The sequence below is a fragment of the Priestia sp. USM5 genome (genome assembly GCF_058323215.1).
Window position 1 is genome coordinate 1 of sequence record NZ_JBSGKN010000004.1, and the last position, 26156, is coordinate 26156.

The following is a 26156-nucleotide window of genomic DNA, read 5'->3' on the forward strand; positions in this document are numbered from 1 at the left end:
GTAAGTACTCATTTTTGCATCAGTATTAAAAAAAAATGATAAAATATATATATTACTTTAATTATAATAGACACAGAGATAGGGGAAATAAAGCTATATGAGAGATCCTAATTTTATTAAAATTATTGATCAATTTAAAGAGGATACAGAATCAGTTTATCATTCATGGTTTCTAAATAGCAAAGATAGACTAAAAGCGTTTCGCACTATAAAAAAAGGGGTGTCTGTCGTTATTAATGAAATTGAAAATAATGAGTTTGGGAATGATTTTAAAGGGTCCAGCCTAGAGGTAGTTGTCACTGCCATATCAGAGCAAAAACAAGTGTTTGAAGGAGCTTCTCATGCATTTTATTGGAAACCAAAGTTAAGAATACCGGATATCTACGAGAATGGGGTTCATAAAAAGGCCTTTGGTAGGTTCTTAAAGGCTTGCCTTCAGACTAACAATGAAGATCAAATTATTTTAGAAATAAAGAAATTAGATAATATGAAAATAAAAGGATTAGGACCAGCTGTAGCAAATATTTTATATTTTCTACATCCTACTTTATTTCCCCCATTTAATACAGCGATATTAAATGGTTTTAATCTACTATACAATCAAAAGAAGAAATTAGGCTCATGGGAAGCATACCTAGAAATAAGGGAAAGAATATTAGCTGAAAATGAAGTCTATAAGGATTCACTTTCAAAAGATTTAGGGGCAATCGCTGGACTCCTATTTGAAATTGGTACCTATCGTTTAATTATTGAAGAAAATGCAGATATTTCTTTAATAATTACAGAAAAGAAAAATAAAAGTAAAAATAAAAGACATAAACAAATTGAATTAGATGACGCAGAAGAGAGTACTCACAGTGAAATGCAATACTATCTTGCCAAATTAGGAAACTCCTTAGGCTATAAAGTTTGGATTGCTCGAAATGACCATAAAAGAGTTTGGGAAGGGATTAAATTGGGAGAGTATTCTATTCCTGACCTAAAATTATCTAATATTCCTGCAGACGTATATGATACTGTATCACTTATCGACGTTCTTTGGATAAATGAAAATCATCAAATTGTATGTGGATTCGAGGTGGAAAAAAGCACCTCTATTTATTCCGGAATCTTAAGATTACATGATTTATGCTTGTCAATAGCAACTGAACCATCATCTTTTTACTTAGTAGCACCTGAAAAGAGAGAAAAAGAAATTAAAGCACAATTATTAAGGCCTTCTTTTAGAAATTTAGAGTCTTTTGAACTTTCATATCTATTATTTAAAGATTTAAGATGTGACTGTGATGCCATGTGCAAGTTTGGAGACGACTTAACTGTGTTGGAGAAAATTTCAAAAAGTGTCTAACCTCTTTGGATATTTAGGGCACTTATAATCAAATATTGGAGCATTATATATTCAGGGATATAATAAATTACCGTCCATCTTTGTTTTATGCTTTCCACTAGCACTATGATAATTAATTTGAGCTGAAGTTATAAACCGATATTGGGATAAAAATACCACTAAATTTAGTGGTATTTTTATTTTCACTTATCATTCCGTATCTGTCGCTAATAATCATCGTAGCATAACCTCTTTTTTATACTCTCCTTGCATAATGTCACTTTATAAAATCCCTACTTAATATTCATCGTGTTCCTTAACTCCAATCTAAATTATATTGATCCTCTAAAATTAGTAGTTAGTTCTTTTCACTCATTCCCTTTTTAGATAAAAGAAGTATAGATAAAAAATGTGTGAAAACTATGCAAAAAGGTAAATAATTCAATTGATTTAATAACTTAATATAAAGTCTCCTAATATCTCCCTAAATTAAAGTTTTGAATGGATAATCTTAAACTCTACTAAGCTTAAATAAGAACTTACAATTAAATATAGTTAAAGCATTTAATTGTAAGTTCTTTATATAAAAGAGCGAAACATTTAACTAAGAAAGGATTAATACACTTTAATTCTAAAAAAACTAATTTCCCCTCAATTTCTACACAGTTTCACCACATTTCTTCTCTATAATTTCGACATATGATGAAAAGGAGTGATTAAAATGTGCAGATGTTATATTTAAACATTATTTTTTCGCTATTTAATAATTTTATAATTCACAAATATAGGTTTATTAAAATGGAATAATTACACAATAGGGGAATCTATAACGAAGTGTATAAGTAATAGAATTCCCACAGCAATTTTAATAATTAGTCCAACCTATAGAAACATTGTCATATTATTGTCTATTTATACAATGTTTAATTCTGCGTCCAGCTAATATTATTTTTATAAAATGTAGGTGGGGATATGAAAAATAAAAATAAAAGAAAGAAACCTGTTTCTTTTCGGCTAAATATGCTTTTTTTAATAGTTTTTGCTTTGTTTTCAGTATTAGTTTTAAGACTCGGGGTCGTTCAAATTGTATATGGTGAAAATTATCAAAGGGAAGTAGAGAAAACGGAAGATATAACAGTTAGTACAGCTGTCCCTCGTGGCAAGATGTATGATCGTTATAATCGAATAATCGTTGATAACAAACCACTAAATGCAATTACTTATACACGATTTGAAGCGAGTAACGATGAAGAAACGCTGAAAACTGCTAAAAAACTAGCCAGGGTAATTGATGTCCCATATACCACAAATGTATTTGACATCCCAGAGAATAAGAAATATGAAAGCACGAAAGATGTAGTTAAATTAACTGAGCGCGATATGAAAGATTATTGGATTATGATTCATCCACAAAAAGCAAAAGAAAAAATTAATAAAATAGATTTAAAAAGAGTAGAAAATGGTTCTATGACTGACTTAGAATTATATAATCTTCAACTAAGTAGAATTACACAACAAGAATTAGAAAGTTTAAAAGGAGATTTAGAGATAATCGCCATAAAACGTCAAATGGAAGCTGGTTATTCTCAAACACCGCAAATTGTAAAAAGTGATTTGACAGACAAGGAATACGCCATAGTCAGTGAAAACTTGGAAATGTTGCCGGGAGTAGATACCGTCACTTATTGGGAACGATATTATCCTAGCCAAGGTACTCTTCTCACATTATTAGGTAATGTATCATCTGCAAACGAAGGGTTACCTAAGGATAAAGTCGATTATTATTTATCTCAAGGATATAACCGTAATGACCAAGTTGGGACTAGCTACTTAGAAAAACAATATGAAACGGAGCTAAAGGGAAAAAAAGAAATTGTGCAGTATGTAACGGATGAGAATGGAAATTTAGTCAACACGCTCGAGCTATCAAAAGGGGAGCGTGGCAGTGATTTAGTATTAACAATTGATATGGAACTTCAAAAAGCAGTAGAGGACCAAATTACGAAGCAATTATTACAGAAAAAACAAATGAATGGCACAAAGTTTTTAGATCGTGCCTTTGTTATTATGATGAACCCACGTACCGGTGAGCTTTTAACAATGGCTGGGAAAAAGTATACAATTGATAAGCAAACAGGGCAACCTAAAATTGAAGATTTTGCGCTCGGCAACTTATCAACGTCATATACTATGGGTTCAGTTGTAAAAGGGGCAACAGTTCTCGCTGGCTTAGATTCAGGGGTCATTACCCCAAATACAATTTTTGTTGATGAGCCTATTAAATTTGCCGGCACAAAGTTAAAAAAGTCTGCAGAAAACATGGGACCAATTAATTACTCAACAGCTTTAAAACAGTCTTCCAACGTATTCATGTTTAAAACTATTATGGAAATGGCTGGTGTGAAATATCAATATAACGGCTCTTTACCAATTAAAGCTAATACCTTTAGTAAATTACGTTCATACTATAGTCAATTTGGTTTAGGTATTTCTACAGGGATTGAATTAGATAACGAATCTACTGGTGTTCAGGGGGGAAGTGAAATTCCAGGAACTGCGTTAGATTTAGGAATTGGACAATATGACACTTATACGCCATTGCAACTCGTTCAGTATACTTCAGCTATTGCAAACGGAGGATATCGTATCAAACCACAGATTGTAAAAGAAATTCGTACTCCAACAATTAAAGAAGAGGAAATTGGAGGAGTGCAATATTCATTTGAACCTGAGGTGCTAAATCGCATTACAATGAAAGAAGAGTATATAAAAGATGTTCAAAGTGGTTTTAAACGTGTAACTCAAGAAGTAGGAGGCACCGGCTATGCGTTCTTTAGTTCTGCATCATATAATCCTGCTGGTAAATCAGGAACAGCACAAGCATATGCAAAAGATTCAGTTAGTGGAAAAGTAGTTGAAGTAAATAATTCTACTTTTATTGCTTATGCTCCTTCTGAAAATCCTGAGGTTGCAATGGCAGTAGTGGTTCCATCTGCTTTTATACCGAGTGCTACGAATACTATTACAAAAGAACTCGCTCGTTCAGCTATGGATACTTATTTTAATCTAAAGAAAAAAGGCGAACAAGAAGTAGAAACTCAGGAAGGAAATCAACAAGCAGTTATTGTAAATGAGAACTAATAAAAGTTTGGCCATGGGAAAAATTGAGCATTTACTTTAAATTTAATTAAATTTACTATGAAGGATCTTAAACAAGTGAAAATAAATAAGCGTGCTAAGATTTTACTTCTACTTATTACACTTATTATAGTTATAAGTTATATATTTAAAGGAGGTTTTTTCGTACTGAATTATAAGGCTAAAGAAAATTCATTAATTACTAAGGAAAAGGATTTAGAAGTTGATGATACTCTGAACTTCTCTAAAACGCAGAAAAAAGTAATTACTATGATTAGTCACAACAATAATTTTGAAAAATTCACAGAGTTGTATTATGCTCTGAAACCAGAGGAGAAATCAAATATTCAGGATCTTATATATGATAGTGAGGTAACTTGGAAAGGGAGAGTTATAGACAAAACAACCAACTCGCTTTTTCTTCTGAGCACAGATATTGATTATGATGGAGAAAACTATCTGGCAGTTCTTCAAGATAAAAAAAAGCTGCTTCCTCTCATGTTTTTAGCTGATATGAAAGACTCTAACATGATTAAGTCTATTAAAGAGGGAAGTATTATAAAAATTAAGGGTAAAATTGTAAATGAAGGAGATAGAAAGCTACAAAAACATTGGGGATTGATTGACAGTGAAGTCCTAGAAAATTAATCAGTTATTCTAAAAGAAACATGCAAAAAAGCTAATTAATTTTGTCGCATGTTTCTTTTCTGTTATATCTTACTCTCTGCCGGTTAATAGACATTTTTTAAATGTACACATGTCTATAATCTCGCTTCCTTTACTTCTTTTACCTTTTGTTCTAATTTTTTTACAAGTTGAATATCTACTTCTTGTAATCTGGCCAATGCATGATATATAACCTTTGAACCAAATTCATCAATAAGTTCATAAACTAATTGTTTTAATTGTATTTCAAAAAACTCATCTTTTGTAAACCTACATATATACACAAACGCTTTTCCTTGAGGTTTTTTCTGTAAAATTTCTTTTTGAACTAATCGATTCATTACTGTCATAATAGTACTAAAATGAATCGATTTTTTTCCTCTCAGCAAAGTTTGCACCTTTTTAATAGTCACATTGTTTTCATTCCATACAATTAACATAATCTCTGCTTCAAGGGGTCCAAAAAAACGTTTTAACCCTTTTTCATGGATTTTAAATGTTTTTAATTTCATTAAAGAACACCTCGCACTACAGATTGTAGTGTTAAGTGCTCTTTTAGTCAAGAATCATCATTAAATTAAAAAGTTATGCGTGTTTTATCTTACATACCTTTCTACTCTACAGCTCTTTTTAATAAAAAAACAGACAATTTTTACTATTTAGTACATAATTATGCTACTAGCCTTCTACACTCTTCTGCACATTTTAAGCAAGCTTCTGCACATTTTTTACAGTGGTCATGGTCATGATTTTGACACTCATTACCGCACGCTTCACAAATTTTAGCACAAGCTTCAGCTAACTCGGAAACAAATGGTGTTCCTCTTCCTAATGCCTGCTCCAAATACGAACAAATATCCGCACATTCTCGATCTAAGCGAATACATTCCACCATCATTTTGACATCCTCTTCCTTTAAACAAGCATCATAACAATGATTACATGCTGTCATACACTCATGTAACGTTTTAATAATTGATTGATAATTTTCATGTGACATATTAAAATTCCTCCTTTAAATCCTCTTTCTTTATTACAATAGACGAACATGTTAATTGTTAAACATACTAATTACTATTTTTCATCTGTTTTTAATGTCTATACTACATTCATAAATGTGTAAATATAAATAATAAACTCATCAAAGAATGTCTTACTTACTGTTAGTTATATAAAAAAAGAGAAAGACAATAAAGAAAAAGAAAGTAAAACTAATAAAAAATTTATTTGAATCTTTTTTAGATAATTTTTCATTATTTTCAATAAATCTGCACAAAATCTGCACAAATTTTATTTACACTATGAGAAGACATTAAAAAATCACATAGAATAATTGGTAATTTTAGGATAGGTTTAAACTGATATAGTTAGGTTAATTTAAGAATAAACAAATTGATATTAACAAAATTAATAGGCATTTTCTTCAAGTTTATACCTCCTAATGTACAGTGTAGGATTATTTTACAAATGAAGTATAGTGCCTAGAAAAGAGGGATTAAGATGAAGAAACAACTTTTTATTCTAGGAGTAGCTACCATTATAGGGTTAAGTGGATGTGGAAATAACTCAAACGATGATAATAAAGCAAAAAACGAGAATAATTCAAACCAATCAGAAATGGATCATTCAAAAATGAACGAGTCTGAAATGTCTGAAATGGATCATTCTGGTTCGGGAGAAGTTCCTGAAGGGCTAAAAGAAGCTGAAAATCCAAAGTTTAAAGTAGGAAGTCAAGCAATTATTGATGCAGACCATATGAAAGGTATGGATGGTGCTAAGGCAACTATTGTCGGTGCTTATGACACAACGGTCTATACTGTTACTTATACACCTACTACTGGGGGAGAAAAAGTAACAAATCATAAATGGGTTATCCAAGAAGAAATTAAGGATGCTGGTGATAAAGAATTAAAACCCGGAACTGAAGTCACTTTAGAAACAGACCATATGGAAGGTATGAAGGGTGCTAAAGCGACAATCGACTCAGCTGAAAAAACTACTGTCTATATGGTTGATTACACACCTACTACTGGCGGAGAGAAAGTAACGAATCATCAGTGGCTTACAGAAAGTGAACTTTCTGCTGAATAAAGTTTAACCAAAGAAGCACTATTCAAAGTGAAAAGTATTTCTTATCTGAATAGCCCGTTATTATAAGTTTTTAAATTCGAAACTACGTATTGCTAATATAACAAAAATGTACTGATGTTAAATTGCTTAGACCAAACCCATGGAATTTATGAATTCCATGGGTTTTCTTATAAATTTTATTATGCTGCTAACTTTCTACATTCTTACACACATCTTAAGCAAGGTTCCTGTAAGAGCTATTATTTTAGCTAAATATGTATAGCACACACATTTGAAAAATTAAAAAACTATCTGTTTCTTATACAGACAGTTTTTTATCATTATCCTCTATCCCTTTGTTTAGCTTATAAACCGTCTAACTGTCTCCACCAATTATTGATAAGCCCGTGCCAATTATAAAAAAGTGTGCTTCGTGGAGCTCTTGAAATTCGTCCAAAATCACTTTCATTAAAGACATCACTACCTATGACATGAATGGCATCATGTAGAGAAGAGGTTTGTAAAAAGCGTCCTAGCTCATCGGACGAATTGAAGGATGACAAGTTTCTAACAATTCGATTTTCAGCATTTTGAAGTTCTCTGGTCCATTCAGGATGTCTTTTTATTGCGATAGGAATTGAACGCCAAGGTTCTACTAACCTTGGGTTTAACCCTTCGTTATCATAAAATTCTAAAGCTTCTTGTATAAAATCTCGGTGAAATGAAAGAAATTCTATTCCATCACCTGAACGTAATTGACTCATATTCATATGTTGCCTATGCCATCTATCATGTTCAATGAGAAAACTTTGAGGAAAGTTCTGAATTCTAGCCATCGTTAACCCCTCTATATCATAATTTTCTATATAATATGCAACTTTCAGTTAAAAGTTTGTGCTATATTCTCAATAAAAAAAGCAGATTCTGGCTAGACAAAATCATACTTTTTAAAAAACATTTTTCTAATTTTTACTTGCCTGACGAGGAATTAGCTTTACTATTAATTTTCTTTTCTACAGCACAACATTTAAGCGAACAAAATTTACTTATAGCTCTTCTTGGTTTATATTCTTTTCCACAGATTGTGCACTTTTTGACTGGATGTTTAATATAAGCTTCTCCCTTACATGATTGAGAGCAATACTTTGCATTTTTGCTATAGCTTTTGAATTCGGAATTGCATACTTGACAGATAAATGTAGCCATATTTATGATCGCTCCTAGTTAGTCTTATATAATATTGTATAATTATATGGCTTAGAATTTATGTGTAAATAAATTCTCTATAAAAGAACAGCACGAGCTAATAACACAATTCTCACTTTCATAATTCCTGTTTTCTATTCCGAACATTATACTTTTATGTCGTGCTAAAGAACTCTTTTGCCTTAAGTGTTCTTTAGCATCTTTAGTTTCTATAATAGTCGTTATGTTAAATACAAATATATGTTATATATATTCATAAACCTTATAGGGATGTTATTTAACTGACACTTGCCATGGTGCGACACTCTCTGGCACAGTCTAAACACATTTGAGCACACATCTGTGATTGTTGGTCAGAAAACCGTGAACATTCGTAGGCACAGACCTCACAAGCATAAGCACAGAATTTGCAAGCATTTCTCATAGACCTGCTGTTGCGTGATACTAATTGCATACATAATATACAAATATCGCAACAATCTCTAAGTAATTGGATTTGTTGAAATCTGGCGTGTACATCAGGGCTATGCATAGCGAAATTTATTGTCTGTTCGCACATTGTCACACAGTTTTGAAGCATTTTTAACATATTTTGAAACATAGTTACATCCATCATGGGGTTAGTCCTCCTATTTAGGAAATTTAACATGATATTTTATGTATTTATCCTTATCAATAGAATCCTCCTGATTCAATGAAGGTAAAAAGTCTAACAAAAACAAGCGCTAATTCGAAAAATCTTTCTGATTAATTTACTCTTTTCTCCTAGAATTCTTGTTTCACATCTAAGTGTGTTTCTTTTATACTTTAAAACATAAAGATTTGTAAATCGAAGGCGGTGAAAGTAACATATGAGTGAAACCTCTAATGAATTGTTATCAAATATCTTAGGACCCCTTGAATTAGAAGTAATGAAAATCCTTTGGTCTAAGAAAGAAGCAAACGTTCAGGAAGTTCTAGCAGAGTTAAATAAACAAAATGAGTATGCTTATACAACCATCATGACGATTATGAATCGTTTAGATAAAAAGAAAATTCTTACACGTAATAAAGTAGGAAAGGGATACCAATATAAAGCTTGTTATAATCAGGATGAGCTAGTTCAACAGACTTCATCTAAGAAGGTAGAACAACTTCTTGGAAATTATGGTGATATTGCTATTGCACAGTTTGTAGATGCTGTTGGTCATAATCCAGATCAGCTCAATAAACTGAAACAGCTCATTCATAATCTAGAGAAAGGTGAAAAATTGTAATGCTCTTATCTCGTCTATATAGCATCTACATTGTATGTTTAGTTAGCATTATAAGTTCATTTTCCCTATGTTTTTTTGCCTATCAGGATAAAAGCCAAAGCTTTTGGGACAGTATGCTTATGTGTTGCAATAGTCATTCATGGGTACAAGTATTTGAGCTGTTGTCTATTCTACTATTAGTTATATGTATACTATTTGTCGTTTCTTTTATAAGAATTGTTCAAAAAACCAAACAATTTCTTTCTACTCTCATACCTTATAAAACGAAAGGCTTTTTGTCTTCAGAGATGGAAACTTTTGAACAAAAGTATTTAATACAAATTCATGTTATTGAAGATCAACAACCTGTAGCTTTTACGTATGGTTTTATTCACCCTCAAATTGTCATAAGCACAGGTCTTATTCAGATCTTAGAGCCGGATGAAGTAGAGGCTGTATTAGAACATGAATATTGCCATTATAAAAACAAGGATCCCTTTAAGTTGTCAGTATGTAAATGTTTAGCACGTCTATTCTTTTTCTTACCTATATCTCAAAAAATATTGAAAAATTATGTAACTCAGAAGGAGTTAGCTGCAGATAACTTTGCAATTGAACAAGTTGGGCTAAAACCAGTGGTATCAGCGTTATATAAATTAATGACTTATGCTACACCTCTGTCTTTTTCAACAGCTCATTTTCAAAATAATGATTTTCAAGATGCTCGTATTGAATTTCTTTTAACAGGGACACATACAGTGCCTTCTCTGAATAAAAAAGAATGGATAATATCGGTTCTACATTTTATTTTGATTACGGTGATAACAGGATGTGTGTCATTTATGTGGCAGAATATATCTTTTATGATTTTATAAATACTACTACTTTGTAGTAATACATTGACTCCGTTTTCATCATCTACTACAATTGTGTAGTAGATGGTATTTTCATATATCCCATCTCTATTCCATATAAGGTAGGAGAAAAACATGAAAATTAAAAAAGCAGTTGCTGGTTTATCTTTTGTTGCATTAATGGCAGTTGGAGGAACAGTTTTTGCAGCTAGTCCGACGGTACATAAAACGATGAACGAAGAGGATTGTATGACAATGAGTAAGAAAGATTGTATGGAAATGATGAAAAATATGAGTAAAGAAGATTGTATGGAAATGATGAAAGGTATGAGCAAAAAAGATTGCATGAAGATGATGAAAGACATGAAAAAATGAAAATTTCAGTATAAAAATCTATTATAAATTTTAAAAATCATAATACTACTAATCTAAGACAAGAAAGCCGACCTTTAAAAGTTGGCTTTTTATTTTATACAAAGATTGATAATAAATAACTTAACAAATGGGCTTGTAAAAAACTTCAATATAATTGTAATTATCTTATAACGCTTAGTCTAACTTAGACCTTTTTAGAGATGTCCCTACACAATCGAAAATTTAAACATAAAAAGGAGGAATAGCTATTGGCCATTCTCCTTTTATAAGTGCAACCTGTTTATGCTGCTAATCTTCTACATTCTTCAGCACATTTCAAGCAAGCATCTGCACACTTTTGGCAGTGTTCATGATTATGTTTTTTGCACTCATTTCCACATGCTTCACAAATTTGAGCACATACTTGAGCTAATTCAGAAACAAATGGAGTTCCCCTTCCTAAAGCTTGTTCTAAATAAGCACAGATATCTGCACACTCACGATCAAGACGAATACAGTCCACCATCATTTTTACATCTTCTTCTTTCAAACATGCATCATAGCAATGATTACATGCAGTCATACATTCATGTAATGTTTGAATAACCGATTGATAATTTTCATGAGACATACAAGAGTTCCTCCTTTAAATTTGCTTTCTTTATTACATTAGACTAATGCTTAATAGATTAAACCATAATAGGGTATATTTTTTTTTTAAAGTTATCTAGATAAAAGAAAAAGAACAAACCTAGGGGTTTGCTCTTTCTTTATATTTATCAAACATTATGCTGTTTGTGCTAATTTCTTTTTCATGGCTTTTTTCTTTGTTACATAACGAGCAGCAAAATAAGAGCCTACTACATAGATAACAGCTAAAGCTTGGAAAGATAATGTTTCTACTGTTGGGAATATACAGAACCATACGCCTGCCCAATCAGAAAAATGAACATTAATCGTGGTCGTGCTCATCCATCCTGCTAACTGCATCTCTTGTACAGTTTCTCCTACCATTACAGCTAGAACTACAACTAAAAGAACACCTGTAAATACTAACATTTTCTTATGAGGAAGGCGACGTTGAGCTAAGAACGTAAGAACACCTACTACTAATGTTAGCGCTAATCCAATCAAGGTTCCCTGCAGAACTATATCGGAACCGACTTTTAATCGTAAGTTTTGAAGGAAAAGAACCACTTCAAACCCTTCGCGATAAACGGATGTAAGACCAAGTATAAACAGAGACCAAAATGCACTTTTTTCTACAGCTTCTGTTTTCTTTCCAGTCAATTGTTGTTTTTTTCGATTGTGAAGTTGGATCCAACCAGTCCAATAAATCTTATGAAAGAACCAGTTCATAATAATTAGTAAAACAACTACAGCTAAAATTCCTGTAAATGCTTGAATATCAAGCTCTGATGCACTAACAGAAGAGATAATTGCTACAACAATAAACCATGTAGCAAGAGTAGCTATAAAGGAAACTCCTGCTCCAGCAGATATTGGTTTCCAGTAGTTATCTTGTTTTTTACGTACCAAACCAGAGATAATTGCTGATAATACTAAAATAGCTTCTAACCCTTCGCGAAAAACAAGAATAGCCGTATTTAATATAGCAGCACCTGGTGTTAAGTTTTTCGCAGTAGGATCAGGATTACCCTGATAGTTAATTCCTTGCCATACTACAACCCCAACTAATATTAATAATGAAATAGCAATAAGAACAGTTTTAAGATTAAAAATTTTCTTTGCCAATGAGATTCACTCCTCAGACATATAATGATAATGATAATCCTTATCAAATAATAACTGAATAGAGTGTAATCTTATTAAGTCATTAAGTCAATTTAGCCTCTTTATCCAGCCACTCTAAGATTACTTAATTGAGTAAGTTGAATTGCTCATATAATTAATATTTGAATTAGGTTTTTAGACTTATTTATTTTCGTTTTAATATTTTTCTAAAAAAAATATAATTCCAAAGGCTTAAATAGCATTAAAATATAATTAAAATAAGATTAAAAAAATTTAATCCTCCTAACTGTTCAAGAATTAAAAAAAGAGAAGGGAAATCCCTTCTCTTTACACTATGTACTCATTTATACTTAGATGCTTTTCTTCATTCCACATTGCCTGCATTCACGCAAGAAAACGCCACCTTTTACGGAACTTTTGAAGTAAGCTGAATTGCAGTTGTCGCAGCGTCCACTTACCTTATCTGGATATTCAGCGTAGTCATATACTTTATCACGATCTATTTCTTGCTGCTGTTTCACTTCCATGTTGATCACTCTTTTCTAATTGACTTTTATTAGATTACCACAAAAATTAAAGGTGAAATTATTTTATGTAAAACGAACATCAATTAGTTCACTTAACTTCATTTTGTTTTTTAATTCAAATACTTCATCGATAAAAACAAACAAATTCCCCAGGGAATCAACAAATCGGATGAATCCCTTTTCTGTAATACATTGTCCCTTTTTGTAGTATGTAAGATAAACTTGTTTATTTGTATGTAAGGCTTCAATCAAGGTGAAATTAATTTGTTCCATTTGCTCTTCTGTTAAAAGAGGTTTCGGTACTTCTAATTGTTTGTTTATGACTTCCTGCAATCCTATGTATTGCTCGGGCATACTCGCAAATGGGCGCCATTTTTTCATTTTTCTATCGTGATGCATGATATCTTACTCCTTTATGCTATGATTTATGACCTCCTATAAGGCCGTTTCGATAACGAGCTGTTGAGTGATCCAGATAGCTTGAAGCCCGTAGAACACTATTCTTGCCATAACGTATACGAATTTCATCAATCGTTTTGGCAAGAGCGTAGGCTCTTTCACGCTGATCGATATCCTCAAATAAGCTCATTTGCTCCTCTTCTTCAATGCTCGTATTGGATAACGAAATCCCAATGGAGCGAATCGGCATTCCATTATCAAAATTATGTAAAATGGTTAAACAATAAGGGAAAATATCTTGGCTTAAGTTCGAAGCTCGCCCCATTTTCTTTTGTCTAGAGAATCCTCCACCTGTTTGTTTGCTGTAGCCAATCGATAAATGGATCGTTTGTGCCACTACTTGATGCATACGTAAACGAAAACAAACATCGTCCAATAGCTCCAATAGTAATAATTTAACTTCTTTTCGGCTTGTATAATCTCGAAAGAGAATCTGACTTTTCCCAAAGGAACGGGAACTAGGGATGTACACATCTGAAATTCGACTAAAATCAATCCCATTCGCATGTTGGTGAATTTCCTCTCCCATGATGCCAAATTCCTTTTGTAACATCTCCTTAGAAGAAAGAGCGAGTTCTTTTATGGTATAGATGCCTAAACCGTTTAAGCGTCTTTCTGTAGCTGACGAGATCCCCCAGAAATCCTTCATTGGATGAATCGACCATAACTTAAAGGGAATATCCTCATACCGCCAATAAGCAACCCCTGTTGGGCTATGCTTCGCTTCATGATCTAAGCTGACTTTAGTCAGCAAGAGATTAGGACCGATTCCTGCGGTAGCTGTCAGTCTTGTTTTGCGATAGATCTCATTACGTATTCGATGGGCTAGCTCCTCTGGTGTTCGAGCAAATAAGTGCAAAGAAGCTGTCGCATCAATAAACAACTCATCAATGCTATACGCATGAAAGTCCTCAGGAGCCACATACTGTAACACCAAACTAGAAATATAGTTCGAAGCCTTGATATATCTCTCCATAGATGGATTCACAACATGGATATCTTTCCTTTTAGGAATTTCAAAGAGGCGACTTCCTGTCTTAATCCCTTCTTTCTTTAATAATGGTGTGGCAGCTAATACAACAGATCCCGACCGTTTGACATCTCCTACAACCGCAAGCCTTGTTTTCAAAGGATTTAACCCTCGTATGACTGAGGAAACCGAAGATAACGATAGGTAGCCTACTAAGTGTAAAATCTGGTATGATTCCATTCTCTTTTGGGCTTTCCCCCGTTCCACACCGTGCGTGAGACTTTCACCTCACACGGCGCTCCAGCAATTCCTAAGTTTGATTTCTACTAAGTCATAAACATTTCATTGGTTTAGTTTATTAGAACAAAGTTAGTTGTTCATAGTAAGTTTTGTTAGTACAGATTAAATTGTTTCCCACAAGAAATCGCAGTTTATTTAATTTCTCTATTTGTTTATCTGTCATTTTTAGTTTGTCCACTAGCTTTTTTGCCAGAGGTTCATTAGTTAGATGTATCAGCTTGTGAATTTCTGATTTTACGAGAATAAGATTTGCGTAATTGTCGTCCTGCGTTTCGCTCCATAATCGTTTGTGATGACAATGTATGTCCGTCAGTTCAAGTTTTTCATTCATAACTCCACACCTTCCGTTTTGTGCAACGAATAGGGAGATTCGATTATCATTGAACTCAATTGTTGCTCTGTCATTAATTACTGGATGTTCCCTTAGCCACCTTAATTCTGCTTCGGTCACGTTTTCCAGTCCTTTATGGATTAGTTTGCGTCCTTCTGATGTGTATTTATTAATAGCTATACGTTTACTCATAGGATTCTTATGCAGAACATACGCAAAAGGAAGAATTGGTTTTTTCATGTAAAACCTTATGGTTTTTGATCCGAGATAGGGAATAATTCCTTTATCTTTACCAACATATTTACCTACCCTTGAGAAACCGAAGGTGTCTGCTTTGCTACCTCTCGGAAGACGATTGTACATTTTCCTAGTTAAGTTTCTTCCTGGCCAATGGAAATCTCGACTTACATGGGTGGCAATACAATAGTAGTTGTGCGCTCCAATCACCATACTGTTGTACTTTCCAATATTCCTAATTATCTCTTGATGGCTTGCTGATTTTTGTAACTTTTTGATTTGGTCTGTTAATTTAGCTATTTGAATTTTGATAGCTTTTGGTGATACATGCGTCTCTGCCACGTATTTGGTTTTTCCCGTGGAAAGGCGCTTACCTTTCTTAGTCGCCTTTAAGGTAAAGCCAAGAAATTCGCTTCTTTCCCTTTTTAGGTTCGTCACTTTGGACTTTTCTTCAGAGATAGGAAGTTTCAATCTTTCCTCGAGCCATCTTTTACACGCTTTGTAAATCTTTTCGGCGTTGCTTCTTATATTCGTAAATATTTTGAAGTCATCTGCATATCTCACTATGTACATTGGTTTTAGTCTGGTTTTTTTAAGTTCGACATTCTCGTGTGAACGGTTTTGAGCTCCTTGCTTTGTTAGCTTGGGCGTCACCTCTTTTACCACGAACGTTTCCCACTGTCGGCTTATCCACCAATCAAATTCATTCAGATTGATATTGGCAAGTAGTGGACTTAAAATTCCACCTTGCGGTGTTCCTTTTGTAGGATATACAGTTGAACCATCAGTCATTATGATTGGGGCTTTGAGTATCTTTCGTATAATTACTAACAGTTGTTTATCTCGTATTCCCAATGTCCATAATTGTCGCATTAGCTTTACGTGGTTTACTTCATCGAAGAATCCTTTAATATCAACATCTATAACGAAAGTTAAATCTTGCCGATTAATCTTTCTAACTGAATCTGCAATAGCTTGTTCGGCAGACCGATTAGGTCTGAATCCATAGCTCCTAGGGCAAAAGTGTGCTTCACATATCGGTTCCAGAACTTGCAAGATACATTGTTGGATAACTCTATCCCAAAAAGAGGGTATGCCAAGAGGTCTGGTTTTCCCGTTTAGTTTTGGGATTTCCTTTCGCCTAACTTTACCTGGTGTGTAATTTCTAAATCGCCTTTTAACAGACTTAACAAAACTTTCTTGGGACATTTTTTCGACAGTTTTAATGGTGATTTTATCGACTGATGGTGTTCTACTTCCTTTATTTCGCTTAATATTTCGATAGGCTAGTAGGATATTTTTCTCAGAAACGATTATTTTCATTAGTTGTCGAAAGTTTTCTTTGTTCTTTGCCCTTTGATACAAGTTATCGAAGGTCTCTGTCATACTGTAGTATTCTGAGTTTCGAATATTCTTGTCTTTGAGCCTTTTTCCCACTGAGTGTTTATTCATGGTTTGTCACCGTCCTTTAAAATTCAGTGACCTTTTTAGTCCTACCAGAATCCACGCTAGGATTTAGTGAAATCATATTTTAACCTTAGTTATTGCCTTGTGGCTGTTCCTCCAGTTCTATTACATAACCTTCATTGGTCGTGCCACTACTTTCATCTACCATTAAAGAGGGTTATATCCTTACGGAATTTCCCCAACTAACTCGACATGCCTGCCTAGTTCTATTTCACACTATACGTTGGTAGCTTCCGACGTTCCTTTTCAGTTATCAATGATTGTACTTAGGTGCTCACTCTACTCCGTGGTTTGCTCCACTGCCTATAACAGTGTAAGAATTAGGGCATTTTCGATTACCTTTGTTTCCTTAAACCAAGTCATCTTTTCAGACCCGACTCATTTCTAAGCCGTAAAGTTATCGAAGCGTACATTCGCGAGTTCGTCAGTGGTTTGTCACATTCTCACCTTATATAATCGACGGCATACATTACTCGTCCAGTTCCATCGGGTTTATTATTCCCTTTGGCTTTCGGTTACCTATAGAAAGGCACTTCGGGTTACTTTCATGCATATGTCACCCAGCTATGGTTGCCCAAGCCGTTGCTGCGACTTGAGGTTAGGGCATATTACCGCAGAAGTTTCAAGGCGTTACCCAATCATTCCTTCTGTCACTGAAAAAGTTATACCTCTTGTAATCTAAATTTAGAATCCATTGAGATCAATCTCTCCCCGTTAGGTTATTAGCCTAACTTTTGAAATTAACGTCTCGCACCAAAAAAACTCTTCATGTCGATGCAAATAATGACTCTGTTTGGTAGCTGCCCATAATCCATTGGAATATCATCCCTTTTCCCGATTATTACTATTACTTCGTCCTAAACAAAAGAGAGTGATAGCAAGCTACTCACTTTTTTTATAATATATGAAAAAAGTCGTATTATTTACCTTATATTAACTGTAAAATAGAGAGTAGTAATCAAGGTGAACGAGGATTAATGGAGGTTGTGGACAAGCTTCTATCCCTCATAATAGGTCATAATCGAGGCATTCTTAGAAAAGAATACATACTTGTCCAGTTAGTTTCACATAGCCAAGATTAAAGTTTTTCTACTAGTTAACTCTTTTCAATTCCTATATTTTCCTATATGTAATATTAGTACATAATTAAGGAAAAAATAATATGAAAGTGAGGAGGGATGGTGTGCAATTTTATAAGATATTAAGACAAAGGAAAATAAATGAAGACACTTTTTGTAACTTACTTGATATACAAAATTACGATTATATTACTGGAAATAATAAGAATTCCTTTGCAATAAAATATAATCCTGACACCTATAATCAGTTGCTTGATAATAATACGATATTTAAAGAATATACAAGCAGAGCTATCCAACAGTTATTTGTTACAAATCAAAAATTCCTCGCTATGTTAAATTTAAGCGATTTTTTCAACATGAAAATGGTATCCTGCTTGTTTGTTGAAGATGACAAAAACATGTATTTGGAGGAATATGAGGAATTATCCTTGGAGAGCGTTGAAGATATAGTCAGTAGACATGACTTTAATATAAAGGAAGTTACATATAAGACAAATAATACTAATAGAACAATAGTTCTTCAGAAAAATGGGGTAATTGGCTTTGATAATGGGCTAACTGATTCTGAATATCAAAAGTTACTAAAATTTATTGACACTCTAAATTTTGGACTTAAGGTCATTGACATATGAAAAAAACGATTTCCGATTTTATAAACAAAACTATAAAAATCATTGTAACTTTTGTAGTCACACTTTTTACTGCTATTGTTTCCTCAAATAATAAAAATATCGTATATGATTTTCTAAATCAACATGGGTATTCTGATCCCACCGTACAAAAAGTTATTCTGAGCGCTATAATTGCTGCTGCAATTGCAATTTTACAAGAATTACTAGGATTACTCTACAAAGCATTATTATGGATTATTAAAAGCTATTTTGCGCGATTGACAGTGGAGATTAATTTTAGAACAAATAATAGAAATACAGAATCAATCAAATTTAAACCTTCAGGCGGGGAGTACGAAGAAAAACAAATTGAAATTGAACTAAAAATTATCCCAGCTGGTAAAATATCAATTTTAATATTTAAACTGTTAAAATTGCAGATAGAAATTTTCTTTAATCCTCAGATAATTGATGTTACTTTAGTAAACGATCAAGAATGGTTCAATGACAGTGCAAGTACTAGAATTAATGAGAATCAGGCAATTTGTATTAATGTTTTAGATAACTATCGTTTAGGAGGACTTTCTATGAAACCTTATATAATGACAGAAAGTATAGTTATTCTTCCCAAACGTGTTAAAAGAGACACTGCATATATAGATTTTAAGGTTACTTCAGCTATGGGAAATAGAATTAGTAGTGCTTTATGTGATTCTAATATGAAAGAGTTAAATATTGAATGTGAAGGAGGTAAATAAATGTCAAAAGTATACTCAAATATATTTTTATTAAATAATATTAATTGCTTATCTTCTTTAGATAAAGTTTTTAGTAGGCAACATAGCGAGTTATTACCTCATGTGAAGAAAGATGAAAAACAGGTTGCTAGTATGCATGAAGCCGAGAAATATTTTAATTATTCTTGGAAAGAGATAGGTGAATTAGAAGAAATAAAAGTACCCAAGATTAATGGTAATGATAATTTTACAGGAGAAATTATTTCATATCAAAAGGCAATTGCTAATTTGGAGTACACAAAGAAAAGGAAAAAAGATAGTAATGGAAAATTTCTACCAAAAGCTGAAAGAGTAAATGATCTAGATGTAGAGTCATTATTTTTTGAAAAAGAAAATAAAGTATATGTACTTATTATTACTTCAAATGATTACAACATTAGTAGATTTAAAAAGCTTATTGGTAAAGAAAATATTTCGCAAAAAAACCCCGAATACTTACTTAATCCTGATATATTTAATTGGTTATTCTATGTTTATACTGAACGAAATGGAACATTAAATGAAATTACCAAATTAGAAAATATTAGTGGTTTTGTAGGGAATATATCTGATGACGCTAATGTTTTTACAGGAGAATCTTACCAGACAACAGAACTAATAGCGACTAAAGCATTTATAAGCAATGGTGGAGAACTTAAAAAGATCACACTAAGAGTTAGAGACACGGATATAGATATTACTTGTATGATTAATGAAAAATCCACCATTGTAATAAACTGTAGTTTATCTTTTAAATTAAGAATAATGGAATGTACTGATAATGTTGTTTTTTTATTATTATATTTATACGGTTACTTAATCCTTAAATTAAAACAATTGTATATGAATGAATCAGATAGCTTTATCAAAGAAGACAATCCCAAATTCTCAAAGAAAATCGGAATTGATGTAATTAAATCAATTGTGGAAAAAAATAATATCTTATTAAAAGATCTTGAGTCATTTTTGCTAGAAGACTCACTTGAACAAGCTTAGTTAATACTTAGGACTTCTGCTAGTACATATTTACTGCGGGAGTCTTTTTTAAAAATTCAACAACCATTACTGATAACAGCCCTTACTGTCCTCGATTGAAGTTGACGACCTTCATTTTAATCTCGACTACTTACACGTATTTATCCAAAACTTCCTTTTTCCACTTTATAATAAATTTACATTTATATTCCTATTATGCTACTAAAAACGTTCGTAAAAGTATGTGATTTTCAGGAGACGTTCGTGATTTAATTCACGACTTAAACGGACGGTAAAAATGATAGATTCCTTATATAAAACAACAGTCCGTAAACGTATACTTTTGCGGACTTTTATTTGAATTTGGTCCAATACTTTACCATATAAAGTCTCTTTCTAATTATTTAATTTTTTAAGCTATTTATAAGAATTTTTCATGCCGAACCTAATATCACTGAACAGAATATTCAATTATTTCAATCCACTTTGTAAGTGATTACATATATAATTAATATTGTAATTTTCATTATTTCGATGAGTAATAAAGATCAACTAATCCCTTGATAGGACACTAGCTTGTTTTTCTAATGAATACTTAGACGTGAAAAGAGCGTATTCCTTCCGATAGGCGCCCTTAGCCTATAACGCCTTCTAACACTACGGCTTGTTTGCTGCCAGTTTGGTTAGCAGTTCTCTTTGATCACCGTTGGCCACACGCCCCTTCAACCGTTCGCTACTCGTCTTCAAGCATACCAATAAGTAAAGTTTAAAAAATATATTGACATTACATGAAATCATTGTAATAATACAAAGTAATTTGATAGGAATACTATTATTAAGAGCAGGTGGAGGAAATTATCCCTATGAAACCCGGCAACCATTCGTACTAAATAGACAGTAGGAAAACGGTGCTAAATCTAACAGTGTTCACGCTGAGAGATGAGAGGAAATCGGATTTTTCGGAAGCCTTCTGTCTCTTTATGAGTTCAGAAGGCTTTTTGTATTCTGCCTCTTGTAGAGTTTCTATCAAGTAAATCCAAGGAGGAATTTTAATGAAAAGAAAACTTTTGTTAAGTACTGCGCTAGTTACGGGATTAACAGTTTCATCTATATTACCAGTTGCATATGCGCACGATGAACTTGGAGACATCAGCATTGAAAAAGGACAGCGTAACCCAGATGAGATCAGCTCTGTTCCTGTCACAGAAGGAAGTAAGAATTTAAAGTATTTGCACGAAGCCGCAGCTGTACCATTGAAAGAAATTAGAGAAGGTGTCAAGAACAGCACAGCTGACGTGTATGCACATAAAGGATTTGCTTACACAGGGACACATACTTCTGGAGGAGGAAACGGTGGAGTTCGAGTGTTTGACTTAAAAGACCCAACCAATCCTAAAGAGGTTGCCGTTTTCGCAGATCAAGATATTCCTGGAACTTGGCAGGAAAAAGTAATCGTTAAAACGGTAAATACAAAATCTTTTAAAGGAGATTTAGCTGTTGTATCTGTTCAGCAACTAGACGTTAAAAATCCGAATTCTAAGGGTGGATTTCTTTTATACGACGTAACCAATCCATATGACCCTAAGAAGTTAGGGTTCTATGAAGTAACAAAGAAAACAAAAGGAACACATGAATTATACTTAACGACGCAAGGAAACCGCATATTGGTTCTTGCTGCGAACCCTTACGCAGACTACTATTCTCATGGAAAAGAGAAGGACTTTCAGCTTGTTGATGTGACAAATCCAGCTGAGCCAAAGAAACTTTATGAGTTTGATCCACGTTCACTGCCAGAAGTAAGTGAAAACTTTGACGGATATAACTGGAACGCGCCAGACGGCAAGAAACGACCTGTATTCAACCATAGTGCATATGCGGATGAAACAGGAAAAACAGCTTTCCTTTCTTTCTGGGATCTTGGAACAATCATTTTAGATATCTCAAATCCCGAAAACGTGAAGTTTGAGGGAAGGACAACTTTCGCATCTAATCAACAAGGTTCAGCACACTCGGTTGCACTTGCAAAAGGCGGCACGGTACTTGTTGAAACAAGAGAAGTATATGCGCCAATAAAACCAGGTTACGAAAAATCTTATGGTTACACAAGAATCTTTGACATTAAAGATAAAACAAATCCAATACTATTGAGTGAATTTAAAACAGATCTTACAGAAAATATTTCAGAAGATCCGAATAAACAAGTTACGTTTGGTAAAACAGTCCACGATCCAAAAGTACAAGGAAATACATTGTATCTTTCTCACTATGCAGGTGGAGTGAGAGCTGTGGATATTTCGAATCCGAGTAAACCTGTTCAGATTGGCAAATATGTTCCTGCAAATGCGAACATTTGGGGAGTTTTCGTAGATCAAAACTACGTTCTTGCATCTGACATGGGCTCAGGCTTAAAAGTTTTACAGAAAAATAATAAGTAAGTAAACTGGTTCTAGTGCAAATACTTGAAGAAAATATAAAAAGCAAAAGATTTCTAGTGATCCCTGGTTTTAAGCAACTAGTCCAACAGCTGATGGATGAATTCCTTTTGATTTTGGGCAGACTTCTCCCTTTGAAGAGTTTGTTGTCTTAGAAAAGTTGTTGTATCAACGATGTATAAAAAGCTGCATAAAAGAGCAAGAGGACTCCCTTGAGAATCCTTGCCCCCCAAGGGTTCTCTTTTTTCGTGTGTACCGGAAAGAGTGATTATGTTAACTAACCTTGTATATTCTATACAACATAAAAGCAGAAAAACCACTGGGCCTAATCAGTAGTTTTTCTATCCTCGTAAGGAATGGAGAGCTATTTTATGATGCCTCACGGCGTCTTGGGTAGTTTGCTAAAAATATTATTAATTATCCGTCATACCATTAAAAAGATAAAAAGAGAAAAAACAATCCGTGGGAGTTGGATTGTTTTTTCTTGAGGAAAGATCAGGCTGATAGTTCCTTATTGAATTTTATGTTTCTCATTTTGTGTTATGACTACCTATAAAATCCCTTATGTTAACTAGCATCCCTATTTGAAATTACTTAAGAGCCAAGTTCTTTACAAATAAAGAACTTGGCTCTGTATTTATCAGAAAATAACATATCTCAATTTATTAAAGAGGTGTTTTGTCCTCTTTCACTTCATTTTTTAATGATTTTTTATCCTCTTTATCATGGTCCTCCATAATTCCTTGGGTTGCATTTTTAAATTCACGAAGTGTTTTACCGGCGGAGCGTCCTAACTCAGGTAGCCTTTTGGGACCAAATATAATTAATGCTGTTATCCCTATTAAAATTGCACTTCCAGGTCCTACCATTATAATCACCTCATTTCCTATCTATAACAGTACTAAAAAACTGATATCTAACCTGATAAAATTCTTATGAACCTATTCTAACAAAGACTGTGCAATGTACTCTCCTTTACGGATTCCGCGAGCACAAGCAAATATTGCACTACCTATATGTTTCGTATACTCATTTAATTTATCCTGCTGAGATAATACCTTAAGCATTGGTATAAATTGTGTGTCAGGATTCTTTTGATAACTAATAAACATAAGTCCTGCATTTATATTTCCTGTTTTAGGATCTACCCCATCTGTATAAGAATACGCTCTTCTATAAATCTCTTGTCTCGTTCCCTTTGCCAAAGCTGTATGAGAAGTAGGAGGCATTTGCATAAGGCTTACTTTATCGTGTTCTTTTACTTTGCCGTAAGGAGCCCCACTATCTTTTTTTCGACCAAACGTGTCTTCTTGATCTTTAAGAGATGATCGATCCCATACTTCTAAAAACATCTGGATTTTTCTAAAAGCCATATAAGTTCCACCCTGCATCCATGTTGGCTCTGAATTATTCGCCCAAATAATTCGATTATGAGATTCAGAATCGTTAGAAGAAACATTCGCCGTACCATCTTTAAATCCAAATAAATTCCGAGGCGTTTTCTCATCCGGAGCACTAATAAAACCAGATTGCATCCATTTTACTTCTGCTACGCCTACTGCTGATTTAATAAGGTTGCGTACAGCGTGAAATGCCACTTGTTGATCATCTGCACAAACTTGTACAGAAATGTCTCCTCCTATAAAAGGCTCTTGCAAATCATCTCTTGGCATTGCTGGAATATCTTTAAGGTGCTTCGGCTTCTTATCAGCTAAACCAAAACGATCCTCTCCATTCTTAGAAAAGAAAGAAGGACCAAAGCCAAATGTTAAGGTTAATTTAGAAGGAGTTAAATCTTTTGCTTCTCCTGTATCTTTTGGTGGAAGCCAATCATTATTATTGTCTTTACTAACTTCTCCCTGAGTCATAGATTGACTCAACACCGTCCATTTTTTGAAAAGATCTATAACTTTATCTTTTTGATCTGTTAGTAAATCAAAAGCAGCTACATAAGCATATGTTTGCTGAGGCGTTACAATTCCTGCTTGATTTTTTCCATTAAAAGAAATAATAGAATCATCTACAGGATTGCTTGAGGCTTTCTCGCTTGAATTTCCTAGCCCATTAGCCATATTAGCTAAAACGCCGATACTACTTGTGCTTACCGCAACACCCACACCCGTTAATACTGACATTTTTAACATATCACGACGCGTGTATTGTTTGGGCTTCTTCGATTCTTTCACGTTCATTCTCCTTTTTTATTGAAATATCTCAGCTGTTTGGGCCATAGATTCCGATAATGTGTTTAACTGTTGACTCAGTTCCCGAATCTGTTCCTTCGTTAATTCTGTGTACGGGAGATACGTTCCATCTTTTTGATATTTCCCTAAGGTAGCTGTTAGTTGATTAAATTCTTTATCTAATTGCTCTGAAAGATCTGGACTTTTTTCATTCAGAATTGGCAGAACAGCATGATAGACAGCTAGAGAACCTTCTACATTTGAAGCTAAATCTACTAGATCAATATGAGAGTATCTTTCCTCTTCTCCAGTCACTTTTGAAATAGCAGCTTCATTTAACAGTTCCATTGAACCAGCGACTACGTGTGTAGGTTCTAATTTAACTTCTTTTACTCTTTGCTGTAGATCCTGTACATCTTTATTTAGTTGAGTTGCATATTGATCCATTCCTTCTAAAGAAGAGTCTTTCCACATTGCTTTTTCAATACGATGGAATCCTCCCCATTCTGAAGTGTCAACATCACCTTCACGAGCATCAATTTTTGGATCTAAGTCACCAAAACTTTCAGCAATTGGTTCAATACGCTCATAATATACACGAGCTTCTGCATAAGAAGCTTTCGCCTTTTCCAGATCTCCTGCCTTCACAGCATCTGTAAAGGTCGTAGTCGTTTTTACTAACTGTTCTGTTTGGTCATTTACATACGTTTTGTAATTATTAACAGCTTTTTTCAATGCTTCTGATGTCTTTGTCGCTGTTTCTTTCGCATTTTTTAGATTTTCCAACGAACGATCTAGCTGAACACTTAGTTCTTGCACCTTTTTCTGATCGATTGAGCTTTTTTCTATTTCAGTAGACAGTGGAAGGATATATTTTTCTGTATCTGTGTATAAAAGTGGGTATTTCTCACGAATGTCATTTTCATAAGATAACCACTGATTATAGAGCTCTTTCCCATATTTCTTAATTTGTTTTTGATCCTCTTTTTCTAAACCACTCTGCAGTTTATTAAGCGTAGTTTGCATCTTCTTTACGTTACTTTTTAAAGTATCTTGTTTACTTTCCTTCCCTTGACTAGCTGCTTGTTTCGTATCATCCTTAGCACTAGAAGTTGTCGAATTACTGCATGCACCTAAAGCTGGTACAGTTAGTAAAGATAAGGTAAGTGCAGTGTAAGTAATTTTTTTAGATAAGAACATG

General features: G+C 33.5%; 24 protein-coding genes and 1 riboswitch. Of the genes, 11 read left to right on the forward strand and 13 right to left on the reverse strand.

The genetic code is table 11. The features are described from left to right. The first annotated feature begins 97 nt into the window (after nt 1-97). From ACWATA_RS26210 to ACWATA_RS26220, 3 genes are all read left to right on the forward strand, one after another. On the forward strand, nt 98-1348 hold the full coding sequence (locus ACWATA_RS26210; RefSeq protein WP_473050406.1) for a type II restriction enzyme NmeDI-related protein: 1251 nt from the start codon (nt 98-100) through the stop codon (nt 1346-1348). Nucleotides 1349-2299: 951 nt separating this feature from the next. After that, a complete protein-coding gene (locus tag ACWATA_RS26215; protein ID WP_473050407.1) occupies nt 2300-4468 on the forward strand; it encodes a peptidoglycan D,D-transpeptidase FtsI family protein in 2169 nt (722 codons plus the stop codon). A 75-nt stretch (nt 4469-4543) separates the two neighbouring features. Continuing rightward, a complete protein-coding gene (locus ACWATA_RS26220) occupies nt 4544-5113 on the forward strand; it encodes a hypothetical protein (RefSeq protein ID WP_473050408.1) in 570 nt (189 codons plus the stop codon). Nucleotides 5114-5226: 113 nt separating this feature from the next. Here ACWATA_RS26220 and ACWATA_RS26225 read toward each other — a convergent pair whose 3' ends face one another. Together ACWATA_RS26225 and ACWATA_RS26230 are read right to left on the reverse strand one after the other, a co-directional pair. Continuing rightward, a complete protein-coding gene (locus ACWATA_RS26225) occupies nt 5227-5643 on the reverse strand; it encodes a BlaI/MecI/CopY family transcriptional regulator (protein WP_473050409.1) in 417 nt (138 codons plus the stop codon). Between the two features lie 158 nt (nt 5644-5801). Continuing rightward, on the reverse strand, nt 5802-6131 hold the full coding sequence (locus ACWATA_RS26230; protein ID WP_043976944.1) for a four-helix bundle copper-binding protein: 330 nt from the start codon (nt 6129-6131) through the stop codon (nt 5802-5804). A 500-nt stretch (nt 6132-6631) separates the two neighbouring features. On the opposite strand from ACWATA_RS26230, the gene ACWATA_RS26235 reads away from it, so the two are divergent. Next, nucleotides 6632-7222: a YdhK family protein gene (locus ACWATA_RS26235; RefSeq protein WP_473050410.1), complete on the forward strand. Its 591-nt coding sequence runs from the start codon at nt 6632-6634 to the stop codon at nt 7220-7222. A 344-nt stretch (nt 7223-7566) separates the two neighbouring features. On the opposite strand, the gene ACWATA_RS26240 is transcribed toward ACWATA_RS26235, so the two are convergent. Both ACWATA_RS26240 and ACWATA_RS26245 read right to left on the reverse strand, forming a co-directional pair. Further along, on the reverse strand, nt 7567-8037 hold the full coding sequence (locus ACWATA_RS26240) for a hypothetical protein (RefSeq protein WP_473050411.1): 471 nt from the start codon (nt 8035-8037) through the stop codon (nt 7567-7569). A gap of 647 nt (nt 8038-8684) precedes the next feature. After that, entirely contained in the window at nt 8685-9056 is a 372-nt protein-coding gene (locus ACWATA_RS26245) for a four-helix bundle copper-binding protein (protein WP_473050412.1), read from the reverse strand. Between the two features lie 202 nt (nt 9057-9258). Between ACWATA_RS26245 and ACWATA_RS26250 the strand changes: the two genes are divergently transcribed. From ACWATA_RS26250 to ACWATA_RS26260, 3 genes are all read left to right on the forward strand, one after another. Beyond that, the gene (locus ACWATA_RS26250) at nt 9259-9663 is read left to right on the forward strand and encodes a BlaI/MecI/CopY family transcriptional regulator (protein WP_233335328.1); all 405 of its coding nucleotides are present in this window, start codon (nt 9259-9261) and stop codon (nt 9661-9663) included. Then, complete coding sequence (locus ACWATA_RS26255; protein WP_473050413.1) at nt 9663-10517, forward strand: M56 family metallopeptidase; 855 nt, start codon at nt 9663-9665, stop codon at nt 10515-10517. Before ACWATA_RS26250 ends, ACWATA_RS26255 begins: the two co-directional genes overlap by 1 nt. A 114-nt stretch (nt 10518-10631) precedes the next feature. Continuing rightward, nucleotides 10632-10871 (forward strand): hypothetical protein, encoded by a 240-nt coding sequence (locus ACWATA_RS26260; protein ID WP_241771335.1) that lies wholly within the window; start codon nt 10632-10634, stop codon nt 10869-10871. Nucleotides 10872-11151: 280 nt separating this feature from the next. Here the strand turns inward: ACWATA_RS26260 and ACWATA_RS26265 are convergent, their stop codons facing one another. From ACWATA_RS26265 to ltrA, 6 genes are all read right to left on the reverse strand, one after another. Continuing rightward, entirely contained in the window at nt 11152-11481 is a 330-nt protein-coding gene (locus ACWATA_RS26265; RefSeq protein WP_473050414.1) for a four-helix bundle copper-binding protein, read from the reverse strand. Nucleotides 11482-11636: 155 nt separating this feature from the next. Further along, entirely contained in the window at nt 11637-12605 is a 969-nt protein-coding gene (locus ACWATA_RS26270; RefSeq protein WP_473050415.1) for an FTR1 family iron permease, read from the reverse strand. A gap of 350 nt (nt 12606-12955) precedes the next feature. Next, nucleotides 12956-13132, reverse strand: coding sequence for a DUF8096 family protein (locus ACWATA_RS26275; protein WP_473050416.1), 177 nt, complete (start codon nt 13130-13132; stop codon nt 12956-12958). 63 nt (nt 13133-13195) lie between these two features. Next, on the reverse strand, nt 13196-13531 hold the full coding sequence (locus ACWATA_RS26280) for a YolD-like family protein (protein WP_473050417.1): 336 nt from the start codon (nt 13529-13531) through the stop codon (nt 13196-13198). A gap of 19 nt (nt 13532-13550) precedes the next feature. Next, nucleotides 13551-14801 carry a Y-family DNA polymerase gene (locus tag ACWATA_RS26285; protein WP_473050418.1) on the reverse strand — a complete coding sequence of 417 codons (1251 nt, stop codon included), beginning with the start codon at nt 14799-14801 and terminating at the stop codon, nt 13551-13553. Nucleotides 14802-14919: 118 nt separating this feature from the next. Continuing rightward, the gene (ltrA, locus tag ACWATA_RS26290; protein ID WP_182029190.1) at nt 14920-16881 is read right to left on the reverse strand and encodes a group II intron reverse transcriptase/maturase; all 1962 of its coding nucleotides are present in this window, start codon (nt 16879-16881) and stop codon (nt 14920-14922) included. Between the two features lie 1198 nt (nt 16882-18079). Here ltrA and ACWATA_RS26295 point away from each other — a divergent pair. The 4 genes from ACWATA_RS26295 to ACWATA_RS26310 all read left to right on the forward strand — a co-directional run bounded on the left by ACWATA_RS26295 (nt 18080) and on the right by ACWATA_RS26310 (nt 22775). Continuing rightward, nucleotides 18080-18610, forward strand: coding sequence for a hypothetical protein (locus ACWATA_RS26295; RefSeq protein ID WP_473050419.1), 531 nt, complete (start codon nt 18080-18082; stop codon nt 18608-18610). Next, complete coding sequence (locus tag ACWATA_RS26300) at nt 18607-19347, forward strand: hypothetical protein (protein WP_473050420.1); 741 nt, start codon at nt 18607-18609, stop codon at nt 19345-19347. Before ACWATA_RS26295 ends, ACWATA_RS26300 begins: the two co-directional genes overlap by 4 nt. Next, on the forward strand, nt 19348-20361 hold the full coding sequence (locus tag ACWATA_RS26305; protein ID WP_473050421.1) for a hypothetical protein: 1014 nt from the start codon (nt 19348-19350) through the stop codon (nt 20359-20361). An 808-nt stretch (nt 20362-21169) separates the two neighbouring features. Then, nucleotides 21170-21286: riboswitch (SAM riboswitch) on the forward strand. A 106-nt stretch (nt 21287-21392) separates the two neighbouring features. Continuing rightward, nucleotides 21393-22775 (forward strand): LVIVD repeat-containing protein, encoded by a 1383-nt coding sequence (locus tag ACWATA_RS26310; protein WP_473050422.1) that lies wholly within the window; start codon nt 21393-21395, stop codon nt 22773-22775. A 662-nt stretch (nt 22776-23437) separates the two neighbouring features. Here the strand turns inward: ACWATA_RS26310 and ACWATA_RS26315 are convergent. The 3 genes from ACWATA_RS26315 to efeO all read right to left on the reverse strand — a co-directional run bounded on the left by ACWATA_RS26315 (nt 23438) and on the right by efeO (nt 26155). Beyond that, nucleotides 23438-23641 carry a twin-arginine translocase TatA/TatE family subunit gene (locus ACWATA_RS26315; RefSeq protein ID WP_473050454.1) on the reverse strand — a complete coding sequence of 68 codons (204 nt, stop codon included), beginning with the start codon at nt 23639-23641 and terminating at the stop codon, nt 23438-23440. Between the two features lie 72 nt (nt 23642-23713). Then, nucleotides 23714-24916 (reverse strand): iron uptake transporter deferrochelatase/peroxidase subunit, encoded by a 1203-nt coding sequence (gene efeB, locus ACWATA_RS26320; RefSeq protein ID WP_473050455.1) that lies wholly within the window; start codon nt 24914-24916, stop codon nt 23714-23716. Between the two features lie 57 nt (nt 24917-24973). Beyond that, nucleotides 24974-26155, reverse strand: a complete 1182-nt coding sequence (gene efeO / locus ACWATA_RS26325; protein WP_473050423.1) for an iron uptake system protein EfeO — start codon at nt 26153-26155, stop codon at nt 24974-24976. Between the last annotated feature and the right edge of the window lies 1 nt (nt 26156).